This is a genomic window from Cyclobacterium amurskyense, assembly GCF_001050135.1.
Lineage (GTDB): Bacteria > Bacteroidota > Bacteroidia > Cytophagales > Cyclobacteriaceae > Cyclobacterium > Cyclobacterium amurskyense.
Genome location: NZ_CP012040.1, coordinates 268,328 through 283,674, shown reverse-complemented (window position 1 = coordinate 283,674; position 15,347 = coordinate 268,328). Strand labels below are relative to the sequence as shown.

Genomic DNA, 15,347 nt, shown 5'->3' with positions numbered 1-15,347 from the left:
TCCGATGCTTGCCCGTTTTTAACCATTAATTCAGTGCGCTAAGCCATATTATCAGTTTTGGTGTTTTTATGAGTGGTGTTCATTATTTATCCCTTGTACAGATGCTATCTTTTTTATTGTGAAACTTGAATCAGCAATGATTTGCTATTTAAGTTGTGATTTTAGAATGGTACGATTTATGAGATTGATAAATCCTTAGCCGTTACTTTCTCAAGTTGGGATGGAACTAAAAACCTGCGAATGTGGATAAGTTTATTACAGCTTTGAAGATTATTTGATTTTAGGATGAGCCCATGCGTATAAAAAGGTAACTAGTAGCACTCCTGGTGATAAAAGTGGGACAGGTTTTTATGGAGAAATTAACACATTAAGAATTGTTATAATACTTAATTGGTTGTTTAAGTAGCTGTTATAAAATTGTGGATAAGATAGTGCATAAAATGTTTAAAACCTTTGATTTTAATAGGGTACTTTTGTTAATATGTCAGACAACAATAGCAATAGATCAGAACGCAAGGTAAATATCAGAAGGCGGCCTAATGAATCCATTTCTGCCTTGGGGAAATTGCCTCCTCAAGCCATTGAAATTGAGGAAGCGGTTTTAGGTGCTTTAATGCTTGAAAAGGACGCTTTGACAGCTGTTGTAGACATTTTGTCACCACAAAGTTTTTATAAAGATGCCCATAGCTTGATATATGAGGCGATTCTTGATCTTTTTAATGCAGGTGAACCTATAGACTTACTTACGGTTGTTAATCAACTTAGGAAAAATGGAAGTCTGGAATTGGCAGGAGGAGTGATTTTTATTACAGAGCTTACTTCTAAGGTTTCCTCCGCTTCTAATATTGAATACCATGCTAGGATTATCACCGAGCAGGCGATGAAACGTGATATGATTAAGATCTCTTCAGAAATTCAAAGGGAGGCATTTGAAGATACTACAGATGTTTTCGAATTATTGGACAAAATGGAACAGTCCTTATTTGAAATTTCTGAAAACAATATCAAGAAAAATTACGTGGACATGCGTTCAATTATGCGGGAAGCCATCACTGAACTTGAAGGGAAAAAAGGTCAGAAGGATGGGCTTACAGGTGTTCCTTCTGGGTTTACGGCCCTCGATAGGGTGACTTCCGGGTGGCAAAAGTCTGACCTTGTAATTATTGCGGCAAGACCTGCCATGGGTAAAACGGCCTTCGTTCTTTCTGTGCTTCGTAATGCTGCCGTAGATCATGATAGACCGGTTGCTATCTTCTCCCTTGAAATGTCTTCAATTCAGCTGGTCAATCGATTAATTAGTTCAGAGGCTGAATTGGATTCTGAGAAAATAAAGAAGGGGAATCTAGCTGATTACGAATGGCAGCAATTAATTCATAAAACAGGAAAGTTAACTTCTGCACCTTTTTTCGTAGATGATACTCCGGCCTTATCTATATTGGAATTGAGAGCCAAATGTCGAAGGCTAAAAGCTCAGAATGATATCCAAATGATAGTTATTGATTACCTTCAATTGATGTCCGGTGATAGTAAGGGCGGCAATGGAGGTAACCGTGAGCAAGAAATATCAAGTATCTCCAGGGCTTTGAAAAAAATCGCCAAAGAATTGAGTGTGCCAGTAATTGCACTTTCGCAGTTGTCAAGGGCAGTGGAAACACGTGGGGGAGATAAAAGACCTCAATTGTCGGATTTAAGAGAGTCTGGAGCCATAGAACAAGATGCTGATATTGTAATGTTCTTGTATCGTCCCGAGTATTATGGCATTACCGAAGACGAAGATGGTAATAATACCGCAGGTGTAGGAGAGGTGATTATTGCCAAACATAGAAATGGGTCGCTCGAAAATGTCAAGCTAAGGTTTATCGGTAAATACACGAAATTTACAGATTTGGAAATCAATGTACCATACCAACAGCCTCAGGAAGCGCTTTATGGTAGCCGTTTTCCTAGCGGTGCTGGTGGAAAAGGTTTTGATGAGGAAGGAATGGTAAGGATGGGGAGCAAGGCTAACGGTGATCAAAGTGGAGAAAATCCATTCCCAGGTGGGAATGAACCGGCTCCATTTTAAGCATTAGGCCTTAGTAGGAGATGATAGTGCTTAAATTGGGTTTGAGGTAATACAATGCTTTTAATCATTTTCAAATTGAAAATTTAAATAAGCATTTTCTAATTCCTTTTTAGCATGTAAATTGTTTTGAGTTTTAGCTAATTCTATACCTTCAGAAAAGATTTTATCCGCTTTTTGCAAATCTTCCTCATTTGCAAAAAACAAAGCAGCATGATAATAAGTAGGTAGATAGTCTTTATGTTCTATTAATAGTTTGTTAAAATAAAAAGAAGCCTTTTCTTTGTCTTGATTTTGGTATTCCAAAGCCAAAGCATAAAGGTTAAAAGGGTTTTTGGGTTCTTTTTCTATGTAATTCAGGAGTTCTGTTACCCTGTCAAGATGTTTCATGCTAATGGAATTAAGTTGCTTAATCGTTTTATTTTAATGACAAATTTAAATAAAAATTCATGAAAATATTGGTTTGTATCACGCATGTACCTGATACCACTTCAAAGATTCAATTTACAGACAACAATACCCAATTGGACAAAAGTGGAGTACAATTTATTATAGGTCCTTATGATGACTACGCATTGGCGCGGGCAGTGGAGTTAAAAGCTGAAAGCAATGGGAGCATTACAGTTCTCAATGTTGGAGAAGCAGAGACCGAGCCTACTCTTCGCAAGGCCTTGGCAATAGGTGCGGATGAGGCTGTAAGGATTAATGCATTTCCTAAAGATGCCTTCTTTGTAGCCAAACAGATTGCAAATTTCTCAAAGGACAAAGGTTTTGATTTAATTCTTATGGGTAGAGAATCCATTGATTTTAATGGAGGAATGGTTCATGGAATGGTTGGCGAATTACTAGGCATGCCTTCCCTTTCTCCAGTAATGAAATTGGAAGTTGAAGGCGGTAAAGGTAAATTGTCAAGAGAAATAGAAGGTGGTAAAGAATTTATTGAGGTAGACTTGCCTTTTATTGCTGGATGCCAGGAGCCTATTGCTGAGTGGAAAATACCTAATATGCGTGGAATCATGTCTGCGAGAACTAAGCCACTTACAGTAAGTGAACCCGTTGGCGATGAATCCCGAACAGCAGTAAATTCGTATGAAATGCCACCGGCCAAAGGAGCTGTTAAACTCGTTGATAACGTGGATCAATTGGTTGATCTATTGAAAAATGATGCCAAAATTCTTTAAACAAAATTAGCATGTCAATATTAGTATATATAGAACAAGATCAGGGCAAAATAAAAAGTTCTTCTTTGGAAGCGGTTTCTTATGCTGCTGGTCTTGCCGAAATGCAAGGAGCAAAAGTTAGCGTTTTAGGCGTAGGAACGATTGATAGCGAAGAATGGAATCAGGTTGGTTCCGCCGGAGCTAATGAGATTTTTCATTTGCAAGACGAACGTTTGAATCAAGGTGTGATTTTAGCTCAGGCAGATGCAATTGCCCAAGTTTTTAATAAGGTTGGCGCTGCTACATTGGTATTGGCTAAATCTTCATTGGGAGATGCTGTAGCTGCAAGATTGGCGGTTAAGCTAGAAGCTGGCCTCGTTACCAATGTGGTTGAATTGCCCAACTTGACCAATGGATTTGTTGTTAAGAGGAGCATTTTTACTGGTAAGGCTTTTGCTGAAACTGCTATAAGTGCGGAAAAGAAGATTCTTGCCATCAAAAAGAATAGCTACACCATAAAGACAGATGGAGCAGAGGTGAAAGTAGAGCCATTGGATTTAACCATTGGAGATGAGAATTTTTCGGCCAAAATTACTGGCGCAGAAAAGGCAGAAGGAGAAATCTTATTACCGGAAGCAGACATAGTAGTATCTGGTGGAAGAGGACTGAAAGGACCTGAAAATTGGGGCATGATAGAGGAACTTGCAGATAGTTTGCATGCTGCAAAAGGCTGTTCCAAGCCAGTCTCTGACTTAGGATGGCGACCACATCATGAACATGTTGGCCAAACCGGTGTAAAAGTGGCTCCTACCTTGTATATTGCCATTGGGATATCAGGAGCAATTCAACACCTTGCAGGAGTAAATGCTTCAAAGTATATTGTAGTCATAAATAATGATCCGGAAGCACCTTTCTTTAAGGCTGCTGATTATGGAATTGTAGGTGATGCTTTTGATGTGGTTCCAAAATTGACACAAGCAATTAAAGCATTAAAATAATTAATCGTGGACAATACAGTTGAGTTAGAAATCCTGGGGCTATCTTCCAATAGCACACAATCTGGTTCCTTTACCTTGGTTCTGGGGGAATCAGAAGGTAAACGTAAGTTGCCTATCGTTATTGGAATGTTTGAAGCCCAGGCCATTGCTATTGAAATAGAGAAAATAATACCCAACAGACCAATGACCCATGATCTGTTCAAGTCATTTTCTTCCAATTTTCAATTTTCAATAGATCATATTCTGATTTCGGATATGAGAGAAGGCGTATTTTATGCCAAGATCATGTGCCAAAATTCATTCAAGAAAGTAGAAATTGACGCCAGACCATCTGATGCTATCGCAATAGCGGTAAGGTTTGATGCACCTATTTATTGTGCCAATTCAGTTATGTCTGAAGCCGCCATTGAGTTTACTGAGGAGGATGAAAAAAGAGAACAGGAAGCTTCAGGGGTTACCAAATCAGGTAAAGGTAAACCTGGTGAACGTGGTAAATCTCAGGAAGCCTCACTTAAGGATTTTAGTTTAGACAAACTTAACCAAATGCTTGAAAAAGCTATTGGAAATGAAGATTATGAAAAAGCTGCCAGGTTAAGAGATGAGATCAATCGAAGGAATTGATCTCATCACTATATTTTAGACAACTTTGTAATATTTAATTTTAGGCCTACCAGCTTTTGAAGGTCTTAGTATTAAATTAGAGAGATATCCATTCATAAAAGGTGCATAAAACATCAAATTTTCTAAAGCTATTTTGATCGTATGCTTATAAGAGCCATTTTGAATCCTATAACGAAATCCAGGATATAAAAAACACATGCTTGAATGGACTATATAAGAGGATTTTTAGGGATTTTAGTTCTGGTTATTTTTGCCAGTATTTTTTCTTCAAACAGAAAACTTATTGACTGGAGATTGGTCAGTATAGGGATATTGTTACAGGTAGTTTTCGGTGTGTTGATTACTAAAGTCGGATTTGTAGCTACTATTTTCTCTAATGTTAGTGCAGGTTTTGTTAAGTTTTTAAGTTTCTCTGAAGAAGGGGCACAGTTTATATTTGGGGACCTTGCAACCAACTCCTTCGGCTTTATTTTTGCTTTTCAAGTTTTACCAACCATCATCTTCTTCTCAACAGTTTCCGCAGGCTTGTATTACCTAGGGGTTTTGCAAAAAGTTGTTTTTGGTATTGCTTGGATAATGTCCCGAACCATGAGGCTTTCAGGCCCTGAAAGTTTGTCAGCAGCTGGCAATATCTTTCTTGGTCAGACAGAAGCACCCTTGCTTGTTAAACCTTTTATTCCCACCATGTCTAGGTCAGAATTGATGTGTCTGATGACAGGAGGCATGGCTACTATAGCTGGAGGGGTATTGGCAGGGTATGTGGCTTTCCTTGGAGGAGATGATCCTGTTGAAAAAACTCGCTTTGCTACCTACTTGTTGGGAGCGAGTATAATGAATGCTCCCGCAGCAATTGTCATTTCAAAGATTATAATTCCAGAAGAGAAAAACAGGAAATTAGATGAACATTTGGATATAAGCAGTGAGGTTCCTGACGTAAACCTAATAGACGCCATGTCTAGAGGGGCTTCTGAAGGTCTAAGGCTAGCCCTTAATGTAGGTGCAATGCTGCTTGCTTTTATAGCTGTAATCGCAGCTTTGAATTATTTGTTATCAGGAATAATTGGCGAGTTTCTTGGCTTAAACACACTTGTTGTTAATAGTACCAATGGTACCTTTTCGGGTTTTTCATTGGAGTATTTGTTAGGGCAGGTTTTTAGGCTTTTTGCCTGGATAATAGGTGTCGAGTGGAAAGATACCCTTGCGGTAGGGTCTTTGTTAGGTCAAAAAACTGTAATCAATGAATTTGTAGCTTATTTAGGCTTGGCAGATATGAAAGAGGCAGGCACACTTTCTCCAAAATCAATTGTTATCGCTACTTATGCCCTTTGTGGGTTTTCTAACTTCAGTTCCATAGCGATTCAAGTGGGAGGAATAGGGAGTATAGCACCCGGGCAACAGGGGAATCTATCAAGATTAGGGATGCGGGCCTTGTTGGCCGCTACCATAGCTTGTTTAATGACCGCCACCATTGCCGGGGCACTTTTTTAGTCTTGCGACCAAACTCAATTAATGAGTCAATTGAAAAGCCTATTCGGCGATTACAATTTTAAGGATTTTATCTCCTTGTTTGATTTGGTCAATAATTTCTAATCCTTCAGTCACTTTTCCAAAACATGTATGATTTCTATCCAAGTGTTGGGTATTGTCTCTGTTGTGGCAGATGAAAAATTGGGAACCACCAGTATTTCTACCAGCATGTGCCATGGAAAGAACACCTTTGTCATGGTATTGTAGCTCACCATCTAGTTCACAGTCAATTGTATATCCAGGTCCACCAGTTCCATTTCCTTTTGGACAACCACCTTGTATCATAAAATTAGGTATAACACGGTGAAAGCTAAGGCCATCGTAAAATCCCTTATTAGCTAAATCAATAAAATTTGCCACTGCCTTTGGTGCATCTTGATCGTAAAAATCAACTTTCATTATGCCCTTGTCGGTATGAATTTCTCCTGTTTTCATGAAGCTATAGTTTGTTTTTTTTGCAATAATACAGAAATTATGGTAGTATCAAGCAATATTTAGGGCCTTTAGCATTAAAGGAACAAAATTTTAAAACGTTTTTAAATAATTCGCTTTTGGAAAAAGATGATCAATTTTTAGGTAAGCACAATGCCCCTAATAAGATTTTGGAAAATGAAGGGTCACAGTTGTTTGGGCACCCTAAAGGTTTAATGACCCTTTTCTTTACCGAGATGTGGGAAAGATTTAGCTACTACGGGATGCGGGCTTTGCTTATTTTATTTATGACTGCCCCTATAGCCACCGGAGGGCTTGGTTTTAATGACCAAACTTCAGGAGCAATTTATGGTTTGTACTCAATGGCGGTTTACCTTCTTGCACTTCCAGGTGGATGGATCGCAGATCGGATTATAGGGCTTAAAAAATCTGTCTGGTATGGTGGGATTATCATTACCCTAGGTCATTTTACTATGGCCCTACCAGGCTTGTTGGCCTTAATAACAGGAGATCATGGTGCTAAAGGGGCGCTGACAGGGGTAGATCTGTATTCTTTTTTTATGGGATTGATCCTAATAGTGATAGGTACCGGCTTATTAAAGCCAAATATTAGTTCTATTGTAGGGCAATTGTATCCAGAAAACAGTTCAAAGAGAGATGCTGGCTTTTCTATCTTTTATATGGGAATTAATGTAGGTGCTTTTATTGCTCCAATTGCCTGCAGTACATTGGCTATATATGATTGGCATTTGGGTTTTGGATTGGCGGGATTTGGGATGCTGATGGGCTTAATCCAATACAAGTTAACTGGGAAATACTTATCAGGGGTAGGAAATCCAATAGTGCCAACAAATAAAAAGGAAAAAGGCGAGAGGAATAATTTGGTTAAAGGGGTATGGGTTGCAATGCTGCTTATAGCCATAGTCCTTGCGTTATTTTTTCTAGAGATTTTATCGATTGATCCAGTTGCGATTGCAGCTGTATCAAATACGGTGATAGCAATAGTGGCTTTAATGTTCTTCTTGTATGTTCTGTTCCTTGGTGGGTTAAACAGAGACGAAAAGAAAAAAGTATTGGTAGTGATGATTTTATTTGTATTTTCATCCATTTTCTGGTCAGGATTTGAACAAGCAGGATCCTCATTGAACCTATTTGCTGAAAGATTTACGGATAGAGTCATTTTAGGATGGGAAGTGCCAGCAGGTTACTTTCAATCTATAAATAGTATTTTTATTATATTGTTTGCGCCTTTTTTTGGTGCCATGTGGGTAGCACTTGCTAAGAGAAATTTGGAGCCTAGTTCACCACTTAAATTTGCTTTTGGTTTGGTCCTTTTGGGTATAGGGTTTTTAGTTATGTATTTTGCTGCAAAGATTGCTGCTTCAGGGGATATGGCTGCTCCTTCTTGGCTGGTGATTACTTATTTGTTTCATACTTTTGGAGAGCTTAGCCTTAGTCCTGTGGGCTTAAGTTTGACTACTAAGTTGGCACCAAAGAAGTTTGTAGGACAAATGATGGGAATGTGGTTTTTGTCCATAGCTATGGGTAGTCTTATTGCGGGGAGGATTGCTGGAGGAGCCAGTGGGGGTACAGAGGAGGCTTTGGCCCAAATGCCGAGCCAATATATGCTTATAGTTTATACTGCGGTAGGTGCAGGCATAGTATTGATGCTAGTGGCTAAACCAATACGAAGATTAATGGGGAATGTACATTGACCTATATGAATACACCTTAGTACCATTTGGAGTTCTTGTTTCGCAAAAAAGACAAGAGCGAAAGTTAATGAATAAGGGATTTAGCGCTAGCTAAATAAAAAAAATATAATGACAAAAGAGAAAATAAAAAATGCCGGTAAATTTTTACCGGCATTTTTTATTAGTCTTTTTTGCTGTCTTTTTTAAATACAGTACTTCTGAAGTCAACAGCAGTAATACCTGCTCCTAAACCAACCAAAATGGCAACGATCAACCAGAAAGTCTGAGCCCCTGATGCTATAGGAGCGCTAAATATATCTAATAACATGATAAAGTGGTTTTAAATGTCAAATTTGCTTGCAATTTAGCATTCATAAGGGGGAATACAAAGCATATTTTTAAAAAGCACCAATATCTTAAATATGGATTACATTATAGCCTTTCTTGACTTTAGGAGAAAGGGCGGAAATACCAATAAATTCAGGCTGACAGTAGGTTTTAGTTAGGTACTATTGTGATTTCTTTTTTCGAAGTAATGAAGTGGCTTGCTGCGAAGCCATTTCATTAGTTGATAGATTTTCTAGTTTGCGTTAAAGCATTTCTCTTTACATGCTTGGTTAGGTAAAATAGGGCAAGTGAATTAATCAAAATCGTCATCTTCATCAAAGACATCGTCGAAACTTTCGTCCTCGTCGAAGTCTTTTAAATCCATTGCAAAATCTTCCTCGTCTTCGTCTAAAAATACATCATCTTCTCTGTTGTATTTTTCATCATCGTAATCGTCCGAAAACTCATTTTCAAATTCGTCTTCAAAATCCTCATTCATAGGTGTATGTGATTGAAATAAAACAATAAAAACGATGCTAAATAATGAAAAAATAACCAATTCTCAATACACTTAAAAAAATAAATTTTAGATTTTAAATTGGCTTGGTTTTAACCCATTGAACAATATTATTTATTTTGATCTTGGTCAGTTGAATATATGTGGGGTAAAGGTCCAAATCGTGATCTGTGGCTCCGCTGAGCAGCTAAATTAAGTGATATTTGGTTTTGTAAGCATTTGAATTACTTTTGAATATAACTGGCTCTGTAAGATCTATTGGTGAAATAGGGCTTGATTTTACTAAAAATAATGTGTAATTGATGTAAAGTGCTTCTCTTTAATACTCTTAATGTTGGATTTTACGATCAAATTTTCCACCACCGAAGATAAGCTTGATATATTGTTTTATTAAAGGTTTAGTAAGATAGTTTTTTACCTCATCGTATTGTTTGGCCTTTGAAATGTCTGTTTCATCAATGGAGCTACTTAGAATGTATATTTCTGGATTTTTCTTGACAGGCTTAAACATTTCTAAAAAGTCCCATCCATTTATCTCAGGCATATTGATGTCTAGAAATAAATAATCAGGCCTGATATTATTAATGTCCTTTAGCGCATCAGTAGCATTATTGAATGAAAAAACCTTGAATGGTTCCAAAATATTTTTTGAAATCAGTTTTTCGGTAACGAAAATGCTTACTGGGTCATCATCTATTAAAACTATCTTTATCATTTAATTACAAAAAACAGATGGTAAAACGCATTTATTATATTATAAAAATAGTAAAAATTATTTCATTAATAGAATAAAATCGTGTTTTTAATGTGTTTGTTTTCAATAAATTAACTTTTTAGACTTCTTTTGTAATTCTTTTTAATTTTTGTAAGTTGAAATAATATTCTGTTTGGTCTAATTGTGTCCATAATGTATTCTGTTTTATAAGGTTTTATCATGTTGTTTGTGCTTTGCAGAAGTTTTTCTATAGGATTTTTCAAGCATGTTTTGAGATAGTAATTTATACTAATGCAATTCCTTTTATTTTTGAGAGCGTTTTCTAATAAGTTTTATATACAGTCCTTAATCATTTTTAATTAATTCCTATTTATCTATTATTCAATTGTTAATTGAAATTATACAGATGGGGTTTATGAGGTGGTTAAGAAATGTTGTAAGTGAATGAAAATCAGATTTTTTTTGAGTTTCTCAATGAAACACTCAGGATCAAGCTAAAAATTACAATAAGGCATTGATTTTTAAGAGATTCCGCTGACAGATCGAATTGTTGTCCCCGCTATGGAGAAGAATGATAGGTTGATACAGGATTGACCCCATAATTGAATAGAGTTGTAAATGCCTGTTTTTTGTTATAAGATTGTATTAAAAGAAGCCTAATTGACTTAAAATGAACAAACCAGATTTTGATGATATTTTCATGGAGTTGGCCGTAAACTTGGCCCAACGTTCCCATTGTATCAAAAAACATGTGGGTGCTGTACTAACCAAGGACACCCGAATAATTTCAATAGGTTATAATGGGCCTCCTCCAGGTACCCATAATTGTGATGAGGAGTTTCCGGTGGAGGGTTGTAGAAGAGACAGTAAGGGAAGTTGTTCTTTGGCATTGCATGCAGAGCAAAATGCCATTTTATACGCCGTAAAAAATAAAGCAACGGTTGATGGGTCTACCTTGTTTGTGACCTTGGCGCCTTGTCTTCCATGTGCAAGGATTATTTACTCCATGGGCATAACAAAAGTGATTTTTCTAAATTCTTATGCCGAATATAAGGGGATTGGAATGGATGAAGGGCTTGAGTTTTTGAAAAAATTTGGCGTAAAAGTTTCAAAATACACCAAACCGATAAAAAGTGGAGACGATTTAATTTAAACGTTGATTAGATTTTCAAAATTAACTACATTCACTTCCCTCTCAAGTGAAATGCCAAATTTACTTAGCACATCCATTTGGATTTGATGGCTTAAGTCCAGGATTTCTTCACCTTTTCCATTCCCATAATTCACTAAAACTAGGGGCTGTTTTTTATGCACCCCTACTTCTCCTATTTGTTTGCCTTTCCAGCCAGTATTTTCGATTAACCATGCTGCGGGAACCTTCACTTGACTAGCATTAGGGTAGCCAGGTAAAGCAGGGAACTTGAGTTTTAAATTATCAAAGTCACTGGCAGGGATTACTGGGTTTTTGAAAAAACTTCCGGCATTCCCTATTTCTTTGGGGTCAGGGAGTTTGGATTGACGAATACTGATTATAGCCTTACTGATGTTTTGGGCTGTAGCTGTGGTATGTCCCATTTGATCCAAGACTGTTTGTATGTCTCCATAGCTTATATTAGGTGTATGGATTTTAGACAGATTGAAAGATACTTTACAAATGATGTATTTTCCTTTCAGGGAAGTTTTAAATACGCTCTCCCTATAGCCAAATCTCACTTCGGAGGGAAGGAAAGTTTTAATAAGTCCTGTACTGATTTCAATAGCTTCAAGGCTATGGAAAACGGCTTTTATTTCAACACCATAGGCACCAATGTTTTGCATAGGCGCTGCGCCTACTGTTCCTGGTATTAAGGAGAGGTTTTCAATGCCACTTAGCCCTTTATCAAGGCTATATAAAACAAGTTCATGCCATATTACTCCAGATCCAGCCTCAATTAGTACAGTTTTGTCATTTGTTTTTATTTCTTTAATGCCAAGAATATTCACCTTTAAAACCAAGGCATCCAGGTTTTCTGTAAAAAGCACATTGCTTCCTCCTCCCAAAATAAGTATGGGTTTCATTTTGCTTTTGGCGAAATTTAAGGCCTCAAGAATGTCTTCCTTACTTTCTACCTCGGCAAAGAAACTTGCCATCACATCAATTCCAAAAGTGTTATAGGCCTTTAAAGAAATATTTTCCTGTATCTTCATTGTCATATTTAAATCACGAATTAAAAGATTATTTAACCAATTTCGAAAGATTATATCAAATTTGCGCTTTATAAATCATTAGCTTCAAAAGTAGATAGGTAAATCAAATGATTGAAGCCATTGATAATGAGTTGAAATTGACTAAAAATAGGTTGTCATGAAAGAAATGGTCATCAACGGGATCAGGGTTAGGCCCGGGCAGTCCCTGAATATAGAAATTGCTATTGCCAGGCTTCCCACGCATACATTGATTGATTTGCCAGTATTTATCAGGAGTTCTAGTATCCCCGGTCCTACGGTGCTTATTAGTGGTGGTGTTCATGGGGATGAAATTAATGGGATAGTCACTGTCAAAAGGATGTTGGAGGAAAATATCTTTGAACCTAAAAAGGGAACCTTGATTTTTATCCCTCTGGTAAATGTATATGGCTTTTTGAGTAATTCCCGGACATTTCCAGATGGGAGAGACCTGAATCGAAGTTTCCCAGGCAATAATAAAGGTTCATTGGCATCGCAAATAGCTCAAATCCTTACTCGGGAAATTATACCTCAAATAGATTATGGTATAGATTTTCATACTGGAGGTAGAATGTTATCCAATCATCCTCAGATCAGAGTTGATTTCAAAGATACAAAAGGACTGAAACTGGCGGAGGTATTTGGGGCTAACTTTACGGTAAATTCTGCTCATATCGACAAATCTTTTAGGAAAGAAGCCTTTAAAAATGACAAGCACATTTTGGTTTTTGAAGGGGGTGAATCCATGCGCTTGGATGATAAGGTGATTCAGGAGGGGATCGATGGTACGGGTAGGTTACTTAAACATTTGGAGATGATAGATGGGGATTACCCATCGACTAAGACAAAGAAAATAGAAGAAAGCAGTTGGGTGCGTGCAAGGGTTTCAGGTATTTTTAATTCTTCTGTTTCCTTGGGTGAAGAAGTGAAAAAAGGTCAGATGCTGGCCAAAATTTCAGATCCTTACGGACAGGTGAAGGTGCCGGTTAAAGCCTCTGCTTCTGGATACATAATAGGTGTAAATAACCTCCCCGTAGTCAATGCAGGTGATGCACTTGTACATATAGGCAAGTCTCAAAGTGAAGGTTAAAAAGAAAAAAATACTTTGTTTTTTCTTTAGGACTTTATGGTCTTCCCTTTTAATTAATAATACAAGGGAAGACCATTATGTGTTCTAAAGGTTAAGGTTGCTTTATCATTATTACACCTTCGGCCAGTTTTATGGTGGTTTTCGTGTCGCAGCCTTCAGCAGTTGAGTAGGTCAACTTATGAGTTACAGGTGATTCACCGCTTCTTTGAATTGTCCAGTTTTCTTCACCTGAAACAGGCCTGAATTTTAAAGAGGAAAGACAGGAAGTGCTTATTATTTTAGGTGCCGAAATCACTGCTTCCAATTGGTTGCCTCCCCAGTTTCTACCTGTCATCGTACCATTGCTTTTTATTTCTATTATTTTTTGGGACTGAAACTTGGCTTCGTGTTCAAGGTCAAGTATAAGCCTCGTACTCGATTCATGCTCATCTTTTAGGAGTAGGGTATCTGAAGTCTCAGCAAGCATCACTTTGGTATTTTGCTTTTGCAGTACTTTAAAAAGCCGATATCCTTCAAGTTTACTTTTATCGTATTGGTAGCCGTCATAAATTATTTTTATGGAATCATTGGTGTTACTAAAACGGCTACTGTATTTTAATATTAGTTTCCCCTTATGGTCTCCTGATGCCTCTTCACATATAGGATTGTCATAATCTAAAGTTACTGTCAGCATGTCTTCGCCAATAGTTACAGTAGGGCATCCAGGAAGGCTGTCTGTAAATAGGCTGTTGGAAAAGGTGAATACATTATAAAAGGCCAAGTGGTGGTGCTCATCTAAAGTCTTTGATACCCAATAGGCTTCCTCACCTTCAAAAGATTGGTCAATCTGCAAATCCTTGTTGGTGTCCAGGTTACAGGAGAAAAGATAGATTAAAAAAACAAGTGGGATATATTGCTTCATTTTTTTCGCGTTATTTACATTGTTCCCGTTAAATTAATCAAAGATAAATAAACTTTCATCCAAACATTTCAATCCTTTGAAATTTATGTACTTTGAAATATATTAGTTAACAATAAATCAAAATAATGAAATATCAGGAAGGTATGCTCGTTAATGATGCCTTAAAAGGCCATGTAATTATGATTTCCGGCGGTGGTACAGGTTTAGGGACTTCCATGGGTAAGTATTTTTTGAGCCTTGGAGCCAAATTGGTAATTTGCAGTAGGAACCTAGAGGTTTTGCAAAAGACAGCTAGTGACATGGAAAAGGAGACTGGTGGTGAGGTTTTTCCTATAGCTTGTGATTTAAGAGATTATGATCAGGTTGAAAAAATGTATGGGCAAGCTCTGGACCATTATGGGAGTATCGATGTGGTGGTCAATAATGCGGCAGCAAATTTTATCAGCCCTACAGATAGGTTATCCCCGAATGCTTTTAATACCATTATAGATATTGTATTAAAAGGAACAGCCAATCTAACGCTTGTAGCTGGAAAAAACTGGATCAAGCAAAAGGTTTCGGGAACATTTTTAAATATAGTAACTACCTACGCCTTTACAGGCTCTGCTTATGTTGTACCAAGTGCGGCTGCCAAAGCAGGAGTTCTGGCCATGACTCGATCTTTGGCGGTAGAGTGGGCGCCTCACGATATCCGTTCAAATGCCATTGCTCCTGGCCCATTCCCTACTTCTGGAGCATGGGAACGCTTACTACCGGGAGAACTAGCTGAGAAATTTGATCCGTCTCGTAGGGTTCCGTTAGGTAGGGTAGGTGAGCACCAGGAGTTGGCCAATCTCGCTGCTTATCTTGTTTCACCATTTTCGGCTTATATTAATGGGGAAATTATCACCATTGATGGGGGTGAATGGCTTCAGGGGGCCGGCCAATTTAATGGGCTTAGGGCAATTAAACCTGAATGGTGGGATGCCATGGAGGCGAAAAGAAAGAAGAGGTAAACTCAGGATTGATACTTATTTGGCTTACTGGGACTGTAAAGGAGAAGCTCTCGATGAAGGGTTATACCATGGATTCAATGAGTTGCCTATTGTTTATAGTATT

Annotated in this window: 16 protein-coding genes; 9 read left to right on the top strand and 7 right to left on the bottom strand. The window is 37.6% G+C overall.

Features of this window, described 5'->3' with window-relative positions; translation table 11 throughout:
- Positions 1-481: 481 nt before the first annotated feature.
- Entirely contained in the window at positions 482-2,065 is a 1,584-nt protein-coding gene (gene dnaB / locus CA2015_RS01140) for a replicative DNA helicase (protein WP_048640225.1), read from the top strand.
- A gap of 60 nt (positions 2,066-2,125) precedes the next feature.
- On the opposite strand, the gene CA2015_RS01135 is transcribed toward dnaB, so the two are convergent.
- On the bottom strand, positions 2,126-2,452 hold the full coding sequence (locus CA2015_RS01135) for a hypothetical protein (RefSeq protein WP_048640224.1): 327 nt from the start codon (positions 2,450-2,452) through the stop codon (positions 2,126-2,128).
- A 59-nt stretch (positions 2,453-2,511) separates the two neighbouring features.
- Between CA2015_RS01135 and CA2015_RS01130 the strand changes: the two genes are divergently transcribed.
- The 4 genes from CA2015_RS01130 to CA2015_RS01115 all read left to right on the top strand — a co-directional run bounded on the left by CA2015_RS01130 (position 2,512) and on the right by CA2015_RS01115 (position 6,329).
- Positions 2,512-3,243: an electron transfer flavoprotein subunit beta/FixA family protein gene (locus CA2015_RS01130; protein ID WP_048640223.1), complete on the top strand. Its 732-nt coding sequence runs from the start codon at positions 2,512-2,514 to the stop codon at positions 3,241-3,243.
- 11 nt (positions 3,244-3,254) lie between these two features.
- The gene (locus tag CA2015_RS01125; RefSeq protein ID WP_048640222.1) at positions 3,255-4,220 is read left to right on the top strand and encodes an electron transfer flavoprotein subunit alpha/FixB family protein; all 966 of its coding nucleotides are present in this window, start codon (positions 3,255-3,257) and stop codon (positions 4,218-4,220) included.
- Between the two features lie 6 nt (positions 4,221-4,226).
- On the top strand, positions 4,227-4,841 hold the full coding sequence (locus CA2015_RS01120) for a bifunctional nuclease family protein (RefSeq protein WP_048640221.1): 615 nt from the start codon (positions 4,227-4,229) through the stop codon (positions 4,839-4,841).
- 204 nt (positions 4,842-5,045) lie between these two features.
- The gene (locus tag CA2015_RS01115) at positions 5,046-6,329 is read left to right on the top strand and encodes a NupC/NupG family nucleoside CNT transporter (protein ID WP_048640220.1); all 1,284 of its coding nucleotides are present in this window, start codon (positions 5,046-5,048) and stop codon (positions 6,327-6,329) included.
- 39 nt (positions 6,330-6,368) lie between these two features.
- Here CA2015_RS01115 and CA2015_RS01110 read toward each other — a convergent pair whose 3' ends face one another.
- Positions 6,369-6,803 carry a peptidylprolyl isomerase gene (locus tag CA2015_RS01110; RefSeq protein WP_048640219.1) on the bottom strand — a complete coding sequence of 145 codons (435 nt, stop codon included), beginning with the start codon at positions 6,801-6,803 and terminating at the stop codon, positions 6,369-6,371.
- A gap of 116 nt (positions 6,804-6,919) precedes the next feature.
- Between CA2015_RS01110 and CA2015_RS01105 the strand changes: the two genes are divergently transcribed.
- Complete coding sequence (locus CA2015_RS01105; protein WP_048640218.1) at positions 6,920-8,515, top strand: peptide MFS transporter; 1,596 nt, start codon at positions 6,920-6,922, stop codon at positions 8,513-8,515.
- Positions 8,516-8,675: 160 nt separating this feature from the next.
- Here CA2015_RS01105 and CA2015_RS24970 read toward each other — a convergent pair whose 3' ends face one another.
- The 3 genes from CA2015_RS24970 to CA2015_RS01095 all read right to left on the bottom strand — a co-directional run bounded on the left by CA2015_RS24970 (position 8,676) and on the right by CA2015_RS01095 (position 10,053).
- Positions 8,676-8,822, bottom strand: coding sequence for a hypothetical protein (locus CA2015_RS24970; protein ID WP_169786454.1), 147 nt, complete (start codon positions 8,820-8,822; stop codon positions 8,676-8,678).
- Positions 8,823-9,134: 312 nt separating this feature from the next.
- Positions 9,135-9,320: a hypothetical protein gene (locus CA2015_RS01100; protein ID WP_048640217.1), complete on the bottom strand. Its 186-nt coding sequence runs from the start codon at positions 9,318-9,320 to the stop codon at positions 9,135-9,137.
- A gap of 346 nt (positions 9,321-9,666) precedes the next feature.
- Entirely contained in the window at positions 9,667-10,053 is a 387-nt protein-coding gene (locus CA2015_RS01095) for a response regulator (RefSeq protein ID WP_048640216.1), read from the bottom strand.
- Positions 10,054-10,723: 670 nt separating this feature from the next.
- Between CA2015_RS01095 and CA2015_RS01090 the strand changes: the two genes are divergently transcribed.
- Entirely contained in the window at positions 10,724-11,206 is a 483-nt protein-coding gene (locus CA2015_RS01090; RefSeq protein WP_048640215.1) for a deoxycytidylate deaminase, read from the top strand.
- Here CA2015_RS01090 and murB read toward each other — a convergent pair.
- The gene (gene murB / locus CA2015_RS01085) at positions 11,203-12,240 is read right to left on the bottom strand and encodes a UDP-N-acetylmuramate dehydrogenase (RefSeq protein ID WP_048640214.1); all 1,038 of its coding nucleotides are present in this window, start codon (positions 12,238-12,240) and stop codon (positions 11,203-11,205) included. The genes CA2015_RS01090 and murB overlap by 4 nt on opposite strands.
- Positions 12,241-12,397: 157 nt before the next feature.
- On the opposite strand from murB, the gene CA2015_RS01080 reads away from it, so the two are divergent.
- Positions 12,398-13,348 (top strand): succinylglutamate desuccinylase/aspartoacylase family protein, encoded by a 951-nt coding sequence (locus tag CA2015_RS01080; RefSeq protein WP_048640213.1) that lies wholly within the window; start codon positions 12,398-12,400, stop codon positions 13,346-13,348.
- Positions 13,349-13,439: 91 nt separating this feature from the next.
- On the opposite strand, the gene CA2015_RS01075 is transcribed toward CA2015_RS01080, so the two are convergent.
- The gene (locus CA2015_RS01075) at positions 13,440-14,249 is read right to left on the bottom strand and encodes a hypothetical protein (protein WP_048640212.1); all 810 of its coding nucleotides are present in this window, start codon (positions 14,247-14,249) and stop codon (positions 13,440-13,442) included.
- A 125-nt stretch (positions 14,250-14,374) separates the two neighbouring features.
- Between CA2015_RS01075 and CA2015_RS01070 the strand changes: the two genes are divergently transcribed.
- Positions 14,375-15,244 (top strand): SDR family oxidoreductase, encoded by an 870-nt coding sequence (locus CA2015_RS01070; protein WP_048640211.1) that lies wholly within the window; start codon positions 14,375-14,377, stop codon positions 15,242-15,244.
- Positions 15,245-15,347 lie beyond the last annotated feature (103 nt).

Excerpts from the sequence above, each read along its gene's own strand:
- dnaB (WP_048640225.1), top strand. The coding sequence starts at position 482 with ATGTCAGACAACAATAGCAATAGATCAGAACGCAAGGTAAATATCAGA.
- CA2015_RS01135 (WP_048640224.1), bottom strand. The coding sequence starts at position 2,452 with ATGAAACATCTTGACAGGGTAACAGAACTCCTGAATTACATAGAAAAA.
- CA2015_RS01130 (WP_048640223.1), top strand. The coding sequence starts at position 2,512 with ATGAAAATATTGGTTTGTATCACGCATGTACCTGATACCACTTCAAAG.
- CA2015_RS01125 (WP_048640222.1), top strand. The coding sequence starts at position 3,255 with ATGTCAATATTAGTATATATAGAACAAGATCAGGGCAAAATAAAAAGT.
- CA2015_RS01115 (WP_048640220.1), top strand. The coding sequence starts at position 5,046 with ATGGACTATATAAGAGGATTTTTAGGGATTTTAGTTCTGGTTATTTTT.
- CA2015_RS01110 (WP_048640219.1), bottom strand. The coding sequence starts at position 6,803 with ATGAAAACAGGAGAAATTCATACCGACAAGGGCATAATGAAAGTTGAT.
- CA2015_RS24970 (WP_169786454.1), bottom strand. The coding sequence starts at position 8,822 with ATGTTATTAGATATATTTAGCGCTCCTATAGCATCAGGGGCTCAGACT.
- CA2015_RS01100 (WP_048640217.1), bottom strand. The coding sequence starts at position 9,320 with ATGAATGAGGATTTTGAAGACGAATTTGAAAATGAGTTTTCGGACGAT.
- CA2015_RS01095 (WP_048640216.1), bottom strand. The coding sequence starts at position 10,053 with ATGATAAAGATAGTTTTAATAGATGATGACCCAGTAAGCATTTTCGTT.
- CA2015_RS01090 (WP_048640215.1), top strand. The coding sequence starts at position 10,724 with ATGAACAAACCAGATTTTGATGATATTTTCATGGAGTTGGCCGTAAAC.
- murB (WP_048640214.1), bottom strand. The coding sequence starts at position 12,240 with ATGAAGATACAGGAAAATATTTCTTTAAAGGCCTATAACACTTTTGGA.
- CA2015_RS01080 (WP_048640213.1), top strand. The coding sequence starts at position 12,398 with ATGAAAGAAATGGTCATCAACGGGATCAGGGTTAGGCCCGGGCAGTCC.
- CA2015_RS01075 (WP_048640212.1), bottom strand. The coding sequence starts at position 14,249 with ATGAAGCAATATATCCCACTTGTTTTTTTAATCTATCTTTTCTCCTGT.
- CA2015_RS01070 (WP_048640211.1), top strand. The coding sequence starts at position 14,375 with ATGAAATATCAGGAAGGTATGCTCGTTAATGATGCCTTAAAAGGCCAT.